At 50.7% G+C, this 12,860-nt stretch carries 8 protein-coding genes and 1 pseudogene; 1 reads left to right on the top strand and 8 read right to left on the bottom strand.

Annotation, left to right across the window (positions count from 1 at the left end; all coding sequences use genetic code 11):
* Positions 1 to 58 precede the first annotated feature (58 nt).
* Positions 59 to 1,090 carry a nitroreductase family protein gene (locus tag M1D70_RS16565; protein ID WP_456287351.1) on the top strand — a complete coding sequence of 344 codons (1,032 nt, stop codon included), beginning with the start codon at positions 59 to 61 and terminating at the stop codon, positions 1,088 to 1,090.
* A 102-nt stretch (positions 1,091 to 1,192) separates the two neighbouring features.
* On the opposite strand, the gene M1D70_RS16570 is transcribed toward M1D70_RS16565, so the two are convergent.
* The 8 genes and pseudogenes from M1D70_RS16570 to M1D70_RS16605 form a co-directional block, all read right to left on the bottom strand.
* Positions 1,193 to 1,618 carry a DoxX family protein gene (locus M1D70_RS16570; RefSeq protein ID WP_036673976.1) on the bottom strand — a complete coding sequence of 142 codons (426 nt, stop codon included), beginning with the start codon at positions 1,616 to 1,618 and terminating at the stop codon, positions 1,193 to 1,195.
* Positions 1,611 to 2,099: a phage tail protein gene (locus M1D70_RS16575; RefSeq protein WP_456287352.1), complete on the bottom strand. Its 489-nt coding sequence runs from the start codon at positions 2,097 to 2,099 to the stop codon at positions 1,611 to 1,613. The genes M1D70_RS16570 and M1D70_RS16575 overlap by 8 nt, the downstream gene beginning before the upstream one ends.
* Positions 2,100 to 2,175: 76 nt before the next feature.
* Positions 2,176 to 2,655 carry a GyrI-like domain-containing protein gene (locus M1D70_RS16580; RefSeq protein ID WP_456287353.1) on the bottom strand — a complete coding sequence of 160 codons (480 nt, stop codon included), beginning with the start codon at positions 2,653 to 2,655 and terminating at the stop codon, positions 2,176 to 2,178.
* Between the two features lie 336 nt (positions 2,656 to 2,991).
* A complete protein-coding gene (locus M1D70_RS16585; RefSeq protein ID WP_456287354.1) occupies positions 2,992 to 8,889 on the bottom strand; it encodes an S-layer homology domain-containing protein in 5,898 nt (1,965 codons plus the stop codon).
* Between the two features lie 203 nt (positions 8,890 to 9,092).
* A complete protein-coding gene (locus M1D70_RS16590; protein ID WP_036673980.1) occupies positions 9,093 to 10,361 on the bottom strand; it encodes a cytosine deaminase in 1,269 nt (422 codons plus the stop codon).
* On the bottom strand, positions 10,330 to 11,607 hold the full coding sequence (gene codB / locus M1D70_RS16595; protein WP_456287355.1) for a cytosine permease: 1,278 nt from the start codon (positions 11,605 to 11,607) through the stop codon (positions 10,330 to 10,332). Before codB ends, M1D70_RS16590 begins: the two co-directional genes overlap by 32 nt.
* Positions 11,608 to 11,892: 285 nt before the next feature.
* Positions 11,893 to 12,327 (bottom strand): annotated as a pseudogene (locus tag M1D70_RS16600) (hypothetical protein); the annotation flags it as partial.
* A 155-nt stretch (positions 12,328 to 12,482) separates the two neighbouring features.
* Positions 12,483 to 12,746, bottom strand: a complete 264-nt coding sequence (locus M1D70_RS16605; RefSeq protein ID WP_009595418.1) for a CD3324 family protein — start codon at positions 12,744 to 12,746, stop codon at positions 12,483 to 12,485.
* Between the last annotated feature and the right edge of the window lie 114 nt (positions 12,747 to 12,860).

A 12,860-nucleotide genomic window follows, 5' to 3' on the forward strand; every position in this document is an offset into this window, starting at 1 on the left:
TAAATTTTTTTGGTATTATTGTTTACCAGTAAACAATGTTAAATTAGGAGGAATCAAATTGAATATTCCCCAAACGATAAGAGAACGCAGAACCATCCGGAGATTCAACACAACGACGGTAGCGCCTGAACTGGTCGTATCCTTGTTGAACGATGCGGTCAACCTGTACGAAGACAAAGGTACGCCCCGCTGGCGCTGTCTTTTCGCAGGTACGCCGAAGTCGCGTGATAGATTGGTGGAGAGCATGATGACCAAGATGAAGGAAAACCGATTCGTTAAGCTCATGCCCCCTAAAATGATTGATTTTTTCATCAAACGAGTAACGGATATTCCCGCACACCTGATTTTCATCGCGGAATCCGCCTCCGATCGGCGACAGAGCGACGAAAACTTCGCTGCAGTTTGCAGTGTGATGCAAAATTTTCAGCTGCTTGGCTGGGAACGAGGATTGGGGGCGCTATGGGACACAGACCCCATGTTTCAAAGCGAGTCATTTCTTGCGGAAATCGGTTTGCAGGAAGGTGAAAGGTTTGCCGGGATTTTGCACATTGGATATTTCGATAAAGCGCCGAGAGCTCGAAGAAGAACGCCGGCCGAGCAGAAATGGACCGCCATCGGCGAAGGCCGACAAGCGGAAGGGCTTCGGTCGGAAAGCGGCCGGATTTCAGCGCAAAGCATTCTGGAAGTGCTGAATGACGCTGTCTGGGCCCCGAATGACGGACTAAGAGAACCGTGGCGCTTTATCTATGTGACGGGCAGCGAAGCGGCCGCAAAGCTCTCGAATTCGGAAGGATATACATCATCGGCTTTTCTCCTGATGGTCGCAGAGCATGAAGAGGATCCCCACAAGCAGGAGGAGGATTATGCGGCGATATGCTGTTTGATCCAGAACGTACAACTATTGGTTAAATCCAAGCCGTGGAACGTACGCCGATCGATACCGGAATGGATTTATGACCAGGATCAGTACAAAGGGTTCGGCATTCAGCCGGAGGAGCGGGTTGTAGCAGTGCTGGAGCTAGGAGAAAACGATCGATCGTTGCAATCGGAACCGTCTCCTCCCCCGCTCCTTAACCTGACGCATCTATGATGATATAAGCGGGGTGGACCTACCCAGATCGCTGGATGTGAAGTCCACCCCGTCGTATTTGTCCAATAACCCCGTTCAGATATCCGTGACTTCACCCTTTTCTTAAGATAAGCGGTTCTTCGGTGGCCGAAGCGCCCACGAAACGATATTAAGTGCCGCATAAGAAAGCGGTAGGATAAGATTAAACCCGTAATCCCCATAATCGTTAGCAAATGCATGAGATAATGCCGCGCCCGTCATTAAAAAGAAGATGCCGGCGTGAACCCATTCTTTAAGTCGAGGTAAACCTGGGACGAGGAGAGCGATGGCTCCAAGCACTTTCCATATTCCGAGAATGGTCAATACGTATAATGGATAGCCCAGATTCGTCACTAATTCGAGGTTTCCCCCAAATTGCATCAACTGTCCGATACCACTTAACATAATAGCTGCTGCGAGCAGTCCTGTGACTGACCAATAAGCAACCGTTTTCCCTAGCGGGCGGGTATTTATTTTCATGCTTGTTTCTACACCGATCACCTTATTCATTGGTTTCCACCTCTTCATCATAATCTCTCTTGATTACAAAAAACGAGCCTCGAATCGTTCCTGCCAGTTTCGACTTCTGCCTAGCGAACTTAAACCTCCCTTCTAACTCTTCGGGCACCTCCATCCCCTCCGAAAGCTTAAAACCAACGGCTCGCTTCTTAGGATCATCCACTGTATACATTACGTTTAACCCAAGACCATTCTCGTAAAAAACATAGGCAAATTGAATGTTTTCCACTTGAAAACGTGACGTTTCCAAGGGTTTGGCCGCAAACTCAAGATCACGCTCTTCTTTCAATATTCGGTTCACATAATTCAGGGTCTCCTGGCTCTCGCTAGCTGGTACAACCGTAAATGCATGCTTATACTTGTTCATAAAGTAACGGGCTTCATTCGCTCGTAAACCAGCAAGCGCTTCTGCTACGGGCGAAGACTCTAAACCAGTTGAAGATACATTTTTAAAATCAACGATATTGGACACGATCATCCCTCCTAATGATTTTGCGAGCTTTACTTCTACTATGGGCAAAGCTCGCATCGAAAGCATTCACGGCTCTTTATTTCCGAACAACAGGAATCCACATTTCGCCTAATATTTGGCCGTTTCGCTGTCCCATATCCACCATGGCATTTGGACCGCCGACATACGCGAAATTGTTGGCTTCCGGCAATACTTGACCAAAGGCGATGCCAGCAAGCAATTGACTCAATTCATCAGCCGACTGCCCCTCCCCTTTTACAACGAGGTATTCCCCTTTAGGAAATTGGATAACGCGGGTTGCTTCGGGCACCGATTCCTCTGTCATGACGCCGGCGTAGTACATCATTTTGTTGTTCACCGCTTCGTTTACGGCAAAAATGTAGTCATTTGCGGCGATGGCCTTTAATGTGTCCAACCTTCCGTCTTGCTTCACGGCTTTCCAAAAGTCGGCCTTCTCCTTGTTAATGCCCGCATAGTCGGTGTAGTCGCTCTGAAGCTCAGTTCCAATCCCTAAAACGATAAAGCTGTCTTTTTCCTCGAGGATGTAATTTGTCATTTTCAATCCCTTCCTTTTCTTTGAATTTTCATTTCGTTCGATGGGTTAATCATAACTTTTAATCATGTCAAAAAATGATACTGTTTAGAGGGCTTATGAAAAAAGTTAAATCGGATGAAATCCATCACATGGTTTCTTATCCTCAACTCCGGTCAAGAGCTTGCAGCAATGAGACAAGATAGCCTCGATTCTCGCATCTCTTATGCATATGTGTTCTTGTAATCATGTGCTTACAAGAATACGCGCAACAAAAAAAGAACGGGAGGTTTCTCCCGTTCTTGCTTTGTGAGCACATCTAATTCATGTCCTTTTGCCTGATTCTCATCATTTTTATGTTTATGAGGCTTCCCGGCTTTTGGCCAGATAATTGTACATCAGCTCGGCTGCCATTGCCCGATTGGTAACGGCCTTTGGAGACAGCTTGCCGCTGCCTGTGCCTTGAATCAATGCGGCTTCAAGCATGAAGTCCATCGCTTCTCGCGCATAACCGGATACGTCCTTCGCATCGGAATAACGATCCGTGCCGTCTCCTCCGCCCGGCAACTCGCTTCCGGCCGCTTCCATCATCGCATGGAGCATGACGACCATATCCTGACGCGTGATCGAGTCCTCCGGTCTAAACCGGTTATCTCCCGTTCCACGGACCAGTCCCAGCTGCTTCGCAGCGGACAAATACGGCGTATAATACCTGCTCCCCGCATCGGCAAAATTCATGGCATCATCCGTTTTCCCTGGTTTGAAGCCGAAGGCATTCATGGCCATGACCAGGAAATCGGCCCGGCTGATCTTCTCCTGCGGAAGATATCGCCCTCCGCCTGCACCTTTTACAACGTCTCTGGCAGAGAGGTAATGAACGGCGTCTGCATACCAGCTGCTGGGGTCCACGTCCCGGTAAGATACTTGCTTATATGCGATCGCATACATGCCAAGTTTGCTTGTATCGAAATTCAGGGTGCGAAGCTCTGCATTGTAATAACCGTTTAGGATAGTTGATACGGATCCCATTGTATCCAGTTCCCACGCGACTAGCTGATCCAATCGTTCCTCAGCCTTGGCCTCATAATGGAGCGATACCTTTACAGGTGTGCTGCTTCCCGGCCACTTTACCGTCTTGCCATCGATCTGCAGTAGCAGCTCGACGATCGGTCTGTTCCCAATTCCGGTAAGTCGGTCCCCGGAAAGCCCGCCTTGATTGCCCGGACGAATCACGAGGCCCGTGAACTGCCCTGCTTCCTTCAGATTGTTCAGCATATTGGAAGGCACCGTCACGGTTGCCTGCGGGGTAACGATTTCGATCCGTTCCCGCGCGTGGTTCCGGTTCAAGTACGCTGACGGTACCTGGATGACGATTTCGCCGTTGAACGTTCGTGCGCTTTCGTCCAGTTGAATCGTGACCGTCTTAATTCCCCGCCCATCTGCTGTTACGCTTTCGAAGGCTTCGCTGAGCTCCATTTCGCTGATGGCTGCCTGAGCCTTCTGACCGTTTATCGCGACTTCCGCCGTAATCGTTCCCGGTCTGGAAGCTCCAGTGGTCGGCGGTGTGCCGCCTGGCTTGCTAGGGCCCGTTTGATTGCTGCCGCCTCCGTTATTGCCGTTGTTTCCGTTGTTTCCGTTATGGCCGCCACCCCCATTGTTTCCGCCGCCGTTATTGCCGCCACCTGGAGGAGAGGATTTCTTTGAGGTCGTAAAACGATAGATTGGACTAAGCTGCCTTGCGCCGAATTCATCGGTAATATCCATATACCAATAATACGTCTCATCGGCTTCTCGTCCATTCCATACGGCAGAAGCAATTTCTCCGGACTTCACGTCTTTTTGCTCGCCGATCAGCGTATCTTTGTACACGTTGACCGCAAAATAATCGGTTGCCACCCGTTTTTGAATATCCCTGAACGCAAACGGCTCCGTAAAATCCTCAATGGCTTCGTCAAAGAAATTATAATCGTCCAAGTAAGGCGAATACGTATCCACGTCCAGCGTGCCGGAGGTTGGATCGAATTTCAACAGACGAAGATAACCGTTTCCTCCGTTCGGCCCTCCCTGATAATCCGCCAGCATTTCGATGACCTGTCTTGTAGATCCGTCCGGATGCGTCACCGTTTTCACGACCCGGTTGGCAGCATGATAATGTCCGCTTAGCACCAGCTGCACGTTTTTGTTCGGCGCAATGACCTGGTCAAAAACGCGCTGCGCCATATTGGATAGGGTGCCGTTGCTTTCCAGATATGCGTGCATGCCCACGATGGCGATGCGGTCCGCATGCTTCTTCAGCACCTCGTTGGCCCAAGCGATCGTTTCCGGCGTATCCTCCAGTCCAAAACCGATATAGAGGAAAATAAAGTCGTGGCCTCCGAACGATACGAGGTCGTAATGGTTGCGGTTGTTATCCATTTCACCGCCATACCATGGGTTGTTCTTGTACCGGTCGGCCCCGACATACTTTCCGTAGAAGGAGTAATCCACGCCGTCAATGATGACGTCGTGATTGCCCGCCAGCACGCCATACGGTACGCCCGCTTCGTCCAGCTTCTTCAAGTTGCGGTCGGCTACGGCCCACTGCTTTTCGTCGTCGGCCACGTTCACGATGTCGCCGGTATGGATGACATAACTGAACAAGCCCTTCTTATATTCTTCCGTGATCCAATCGCCCAGCTTATCGAAAATGTCCGGGTACGATTCCGCGTAATACTGCGTGTCCGTAAACCATAAAATGTTGAACGGCGCATTCGCGCTCTTCACTTCATCTTGGACCATGGCCTGGATTTTGCCGTTTCGCACGTAACGGCTAGGATCCACTTCCGCTGTCAAGACGATGTCGGATTCGGCTTCGTCACCGGTGGCCGACTTCAGTGCCGTCCACTTGCCGGTCTCATAATCCCAAGCATACAGTGTCACGATACGGCCCGGAAGCGTGCGCCCTTGCCAGTGCATCTCTACGGTATCCTGTTCCGACCATGCTTCGTCCAGCTCGATTTCGAATCGATGATAAGGGAACCCGGAATCCGTATCCGTGATAAGATACTCTCCGTCCGGGTAAGCCATTTTCTCGGCCTCCTCCTTGCCGATCCCTTTCTCTCCGTCCGGAGCCAGCACGAGCGGAGGCTCCCGGTCTGCAACGTTGAAATGGCCTTCGATCCCGTCTTCTCGGGCAAAGTCGTATTTATCCCCTTCCAAGAAGCGAACGTCCATCGAATCTCCGCTCGGATCGCTGAGTCGTGCTCTTAGGCTCGGATTCAAACCCACATTCTCCGCGAAATCGGCTGGGGAAACCTCGCCCGGAAGAAGAGGTTTCTCCTCTTCGATCATGAAGGTGCGATAGATCTCCGCCGAATTGCCGGCCCCGTCGAGTACGGTCACATTCAGAGTATGCTCGCCCGGCGCAAGCAGCGTGGAAGATGTTTCATAAGGTAGCGTGATTGGCTCGCCATCAAGCTCCGCCGCAATGCCCGTTACGCCTGTTAAATTGTCTGAAGCGACCACATCCAGCATGAACGGCCCTTTGAGCTGCAGGGCGTCAGTCAATAATTGCCCTTCCCCATACGATATCCCTTCAATCTCGGGTGCGGTGTTGTCCACAGTCACGTCGATGGTCTTGAAGACTTGACCGTTCATCGACATGTTCAGAGGATATACCCCGTCCTTTACCGAAGCGGTGTCGAGTTCGGCATATCTTGCCGTGAACTTGTCCTCCGGAATCGGAAAGTGGAAGTCGCTGATCATCGGCTTGTTCGGGTTGCTGCCGTAATCCGCATCGCCGAATCCGTAGTACGTATCCTCCCGGTAATCCACGGTCGATTGCCCAAGGTTGCCTAGGTAGTTCAGTACCTTATCCGGTTTGACCACCGAACCGTCCGGCAGCACAAGATGTAGATTCATCACTTCAAAATCATCATGGTTGTTCTTGCCGAATACCTTGTCATGGTCTTTGACTTGATATGGCGCATTCTCATTTCCGGTATGCACGGAAACCGTTGTCCCGGTGACGAAGAGGTCAGGAGCCATATCGAACATCGACCAGGCGCCGTCGATGTATTTGGGCAGGATGCGGCTGAAAAATACCGTCTCCGCGCTTGCATCCAGCGCGCTTGCCGACGCTTGGTAAATCTGATCGATCCCCCGGGTCTGCATACCCAGCTGTACCTTATCCGGAAGTGCCTTGCGAAGCGGCAACGGATTGGCGTCAAAGCGAACTTCGATGTCGTCTTCAGCCCGGGAGCCGTAAGCATAGAAGGAAAACTTTCCGCTAATCATGCTGCCGTTTGATAAGGACACCCCCGGCTCCGGCAGCTCCGTTCCCGTATTCTCTTCGTTAACCGTTAGCAAGCCGCCCCGGGAGTTATATGGAACCCGAGTGCGGTTGCCGCTGCCGTCGGCAGCTTCAATGATATACCGATAGACACCGATCTCTTTTAGCGTAATCGAGCCTTGGTAGACGTAAAGGCCGTTTTCCTGGGATGCAAGCGTCAGCGCATGCTTGTCCGTAAACGCTGTCGGCTCCTCGGTAGCCGCTCCAATCAGCACTTCGATGGAAGCAAGAGACTCATCGCTGATCACGGAAACCGGATAAGCCTGTCCCTGGCCCAAATTATAGGCGGTCTGCTCATGCTGCAGCGACGGGGCAATCATGTCGACGCCTGCAACAGACGGCACCTGGACGGGATCAATGCTGCCAGGATTGGCGTACATCCGATTATCCAGACGTTTCATGGTCGTTCCTGTATCCGGATAGGCATATCGAACGACCGCATTGCGGACGTCGTTGACCAGCCTGTCCGGGCTGTCCGGAGTGCTGGGATCGTACCAGGCCTGTACGATGTACGAATTGGCCTGTCCCGGCGCGGACAAGGCAATCCCGCGATGCAGCGAATTCGGAAGATTGAAATCCGAAGCTTTCGAATTATCGTAGAAAATAATATCGTTGTCGTTCAGCGTGCTGTTAAAATGAAGATTGAAGTCCGCCGTCGTGGTAAATCCCTTGCCGTTTGCCACGGCCTCCTTCGCGAACCAGATAACGGCTGCGCTGTACGGCTCGATTGAGGTATGATCCGGTACCTTCCAGCTCTTAGGCGCAGTTGTGCCCGGATATAGATACCAGAGGGTGTAATCCTTGAGGTCCAAAACCTGATCCGAGTTATTGTAGATTTCAACGTATTCGTACTGGTTGCCGCTTCCCCACCGGTAATCCCCGGCCGGGTTCGGAAGAATTTCGGTGATCAGAATACGCGGTACGTCCCCGCCTGCACCGGCTCCAGTTAAAGCCGTTTCATAATCGACAGATCTTGACTGCTGAAGCCCATCCGCTGCCTCGATATAATACTGCAGCTTATCCCCGGTCAACTGATCGGCCGGAATGACCGCATCGAATTGATCACCGCCGCGATCAATCATGTCGATCTGGCTGTAGGGACTATTGACTGCCGTTTTGTAGTACAGCTTAACTACCATCGCATCTCCGTCCGCATCATAGACGCTTGCGCTGACGGTCAGCGGCTGTGTCCTTTCGGCAGAGCCGACCGGAATGTGATTGATTTCCGGCGCGCGGTTGTCGAGAGGTGATAGCTGACCCGAGTCGACCATTCCGGCGGAAGGCGCAGCTTCCCTGGCGTAAGGAATCATCGCTGAACCGCCGGGAGGCAGCTGAAGATGCACGCTCTTGCCGTCGCCGACATCGTCGGCAGTATAGTAGAAGCCGCTGATCACGGCGGCATCGTCGCCTTTTCGGGTTATGTATAAGCCTCGGTCCGTATTGTTGAGACCATCCTGTCCCCTTAGCTTAAATACCGGTACATGGTCGGGAACCGAATGATACCGGCGGAAATCGGATTCCGTCAAAGCAGCGGCTGCTCCGGTAATGGATGAGCTTGTCCGTTCCACCCAGAGCACGGCCGGGCTGTTCGCCGGGATGACCACCCCATCCGGCTTGCCGTAAACGGTGTCCGTTACCGTTAACGTCTTCACGCCCGTATTGTAGTCGTAACGCATGTTGAATTCGTCATTAAACGAGATCGGCGCTCCCGAATGATTGTAAACCTCCACATATTCGAACAGGTCGGCCCCGCCCGCGCCTTCGATCATCTGCTGATTCGACCGGTCATCGGGATAAACTTCCGAGATCAACACCGGCATTGCTCCCGAAGGGGCCGCATAAACCGGGGTGCTTGCAAGCGCAAGCTCAAACAAGCTGCTGCCAATCAATATGCCGGACAATAAACCAGCGATCCATTTTCGCTTCATGTGCTCCTCCTCTATGCTTTATTCCTCTAAAATCCTAAAGCACAAGGGTCAAGCGAGTATCAAATGTAATCGCGTGTTTCGTAAACGAATCCTCAATATAAAGAAAGCCATCGCTAAGTACGCGATGGCTTTAAATTGCCAAGTAACCTATTTATAATTTAAATGGAATATCAACGATTCATTCAGAACCTGTCTTCAATCCATCATTTATTAAAAGTGACCTTCTCCGAACCGCCCTCAAGAATGATTGACGTGTCCCGCGGTTTCGTTTCGGCGATTTTGCGGCCGCCTCTGAACGAGTAGAGCACCCCGGCCTGTTTGCGTATAGCCTCATATTCGTTCTCGGCTTCAAGAACGATGAAGTTCGCAGGCTTGCCTTCTTCAATACCGTACACGTCCTCGATATGCAGCGTTCTTGCACTGTTTTTCGTAATGAGATCGATCGAATTCACGATTTGATCGTAACCGAGCAACTGGGAAGCATGGATGCCCATGTGCAGCACCTGCAGCATGTTGCCCGTGCCTAGCGGATACCATGGATCAAAGATATCATCGTGACCGAAGCACACATTAAGACCAGCTTCCTGCAGCTCTTTCACGCGAGTCAGGCCTCTTCTTTTCGGATACGTGTCAAATCGTCCCTGCAGGTGAATGTTGACCAAAGGATTGGAGACGAAATTAAGGTCCGCCATCTTCAGCAATCTGAACAATTTGTAGGTATATGCATCATTGTACGAGCCCATCGCCGTCGTGTGGCTTGCCGTGGTGCGAGAGCCCAGCCCGCGTTCGTAGGCTTCTTTGGCGACGACTTCCACGAAACGGGATTGCTCGTCATCAATCTCGTCGCAATGGATGTCGATGAGACGGTCGTATTTTTCAGCGAGGTCAAACGCAACCTTCATCGATTCAACGCCATATTCCCTCGTGAATTCGAAGTGCGGAATGCCCCCAACCACGTCAACGCCCATTTTCAGCGACTCCTCCAGCAATTCCGCGCCGTTCGGGTAGGAGTGAATGCCTTCCTGCGGAAAAGCGACAAGCTGAATATCGATGTAGGGTGCCATTTCTTCTTTCACTTCAAGCATCGCTTTTACCGCAGTCAAGCTTGGATCTGTGACATCCACATGCGTCCGAACATGCTGGATGCCTTGTGCCATCTGCCACTTCAGTGCCGTTTTGGAGCGCGTTTTGACGTCTTCATGCGTAAGGAATGCCTTGCGTTCAGACCAACGCTGAATGCCTTCGAACAGCGTTCCGCTTAAATTCCATTCCGGCTCGCCTGCCGTTAACGTTGTATCCAGATGAATATGAGGTTCAATGAACGGCGGCAGCACAAGCGAGCCGCCCACGTCAATGACTTCCTCATTCGCCGTTGCTTCCAGCGACTGCGTGATTAGCTCAAACTTACCGTCTTTCACGACGATATTCCACAAACCTTCTTTACCCCGCAATTTTGCGTTCTGTATAATCATTGTTTTTCCCCTTTTCTTTGGATTCTTTCGCAGAAGCGATCAGCATCAACACAATGTAGGCCACCGCCGTACCGATTAGTGCGTTCAATGGCGTTATGCCTGGAGCAAGCTGGGCGAACGCCACGCCAATAGCCCAAGCCAGCATCGCTATCCAGTTTACCTTCTTGAAAGTCATGTCGGCAAACGGCTTATAGTTTCTGCGCTTCACAAAAAAGTAGTCCGCGATGATGATGGCTCCGATGGACGGTACCGCCGCGCCCAGCACATTAAGGAAACCGACGAAATTGTTGTACATCCACATGGCCAATACGGTACCCACGATGCCGTTTACGATTACGAAGAATTTTTTCGATATTTTGGTGATATTGGCAAATCCCAGTCCGGAAGCGTAAAGAGCGTTATCATTGGTCGTCCAAATATTCAGCCCCAGTACGATGATCGCGGGAATGATCAGTCCTTGCAGGAACATGACCTCCGAGATATCTGCCAGGTTATAAGCCATGGCGCCAACCGCACCGAACAGGAACATGAGCGAATTCCCCAGGAAGAACGCAATGACCGTGGCGGTAACCGCCTGCCTCGATGTCCGGGAGAACCGTGCAAAATCGGGCGTCAAGGTTCCACCGCTAATGAATGAGCCGATACAAATGGTCAGTGCCGCTGCCGCGGTGAGCGTCTGTTCAGGCGTGTAATCGAGCAAGCCTTGCAGACCGCCCAGCATATCCGCGCCTTTGAACATGGAGTAACTGCCGAGAATGGTAATGGCCGGAACCGCGATATAACCCAGAATGACCAGGGACTTCATGCCGAAGATGGCCGATGCCGTCATGGCGAGACCAAACAGGAAGATCAACAGATACACGTTCCAATCCATCGCTTTGGCAACCGGAATTGCGAACATGGCCACGCCGACGCCGAACCATCCGACCTGCGTGAAGCCAAGCAGGAATGATGGCAGGTACGACCCTTTCTCACCGAACGCGTATTTTGCCAGCAAATGCGTGGAAAGGCCCGTTTTTGCAGCGATATGTGCCAGCGCTCCTGTGTAGATACCGAGTGCCAAATTACCCGCAAGGACGATTCCAATAAACTCCATGAACGTCAAGCCGACGCCCAATGTCCCCCCTGCCAGCATGCTTGCCGAAAAGAAAGTAAACCCTAACATGACGGATAACGTCTTCCAAAAATGGTTTCTTTGCGTTTTCGGTACCGCTTGCCACGAAAACTCTTGATCTTGTTTGCTCATCAGAATACCTCCAGGTTAAAGTGTTCTGATACCAAAGAAGCAGAAAAAAGAGGCTACTCGTCAAATCTTCACTGACAAGTAGCCTCTTTTATCACATCATAACCCGCGCAAAGACACAGGGCATCCCTGACGGGATATGCACTGAATCACGCGTGATTATAAAAATCCGCTGCCCTTGCCAGCCTCTCTGGACTGAATTAAAGGTACCAGTATTCAATTACATTCTATTATTTTGGAAAAGCCTGCAGTTGTCAATGTTATAATTATCCAATGGTTAAAATCCTCTTAAGTATCTTTGATGCGGAAGGATATCGTAAAACTCAAGAGCACGAAGATAAATTGGTGGGACAAAGCCAATAAGATCCCCGTTAATATACCCAAATTCAGCGACTGACTAATCGCAACGAGGGCTCCGCCGATTCCAATACTCAAGCCAGGACTAAAGGCATCTGTAAATTGAAGACTGGCGGATATTTCCCCCTCTTCCCCTGCTTTTGCGTGCTGCAGCGCAATGTCTCCGGTGGTTGGATGTGCCAGACCGATGCCAAACCCAGTGAAAAGCTGCGAAATAACTGCAAATCCAATTCCCCCTCCAGGTAGGCCCACAGCCAGCAATACGGATAAAACTACAATGATCATAAATCCAATACCGATTGTTACCCGTTTCATTCGTCCCTTCCCGTGGTCTTTATCATCAAGCTTTGACTGCAGGCAAGCGGCCGTAAATTCGATATCGTATATTTTCCGTAGCCCGCCCATTGCAAGCTGCATCACATGTAAGTGGCTGCTCTCATGCCCGGTTTCTTCTTTGCGTTAAAGAATCCCTTCAAGTAACAGTGCTGGATTTTAGCACGCTTGAAGGGATTCGTAGGTAATTATTTCTGATAAATTATTTTTCTGATAGCATAGGTGGATAAAAAGAATGATTCTGACAGTTCCTCGACTGAAGCGCCAGATAAATACGCATCCACAATAGCATCATTTCTTTGGTTAATCTCTTTTCGTGCGCCCGACAGCTCTCCCCAGACTTTAAATTCATTTTTTCCGGCTGGTATATAGAGGTATTCGCCTTGGACATATTCCTGTAATTGTTCAACTAGTTCTTCCGGCAAGACGACAGAAGCATTAATATATCTCACGAACGACTCACTCCTTGAAATTATTGTTCAAGCAGCAAAGCCAGTTTCTATTGTGTTAGCTGCTCCATGCAAATACTCAAAACCGGCTCTGCATGGAGAATCACATGTGTTATA

It is taken from the genome of Paenibacillus sp. AK002 (genome assembly GCF_053903045.1).

What these genes read in the sequence shown, in the direction of transcription:
- M1D70_RS16570 (WP_036673976.1), bottom strand. Translation starts at nt 1,618, where the DNA reads ATGAATAAGGTGATCGGTGTAGAAACAAGCATGAAAATAAATACCCGC.
- M1D70_RS16580 (WP_456287353.1), bottom strand. Translation starts at nt 2,655, where the DNA reads ATGACAAATTACATCCTCGAGGAAAAAGACAGCTTTATCGTTTTAGGG.
- M1D70_RS16585 (WP_456287354.1), bottom strand. Translation starts at nt 8,889, where the DNA reads ATGAAGCGAAAATGGATCGCTGGTTTATTGTCCGGCATATTGATTGGC.
- M1D70_RS16590 (WP_036673980.1), bottom strand. Translation starts at nt 10,361, where the DNA reads ATGATTATACAGAACGCAAAATTGCGGGGTAAAGAAGGTTTGTGGAAT.
- codB (WP_456287355.1), bottom strand. Translation starts at nt 11,607, where the DNA reads ATGAGCAAACAAGATCAAGAGTTTTCGTGGCAAGCGGTACCGAAAACG.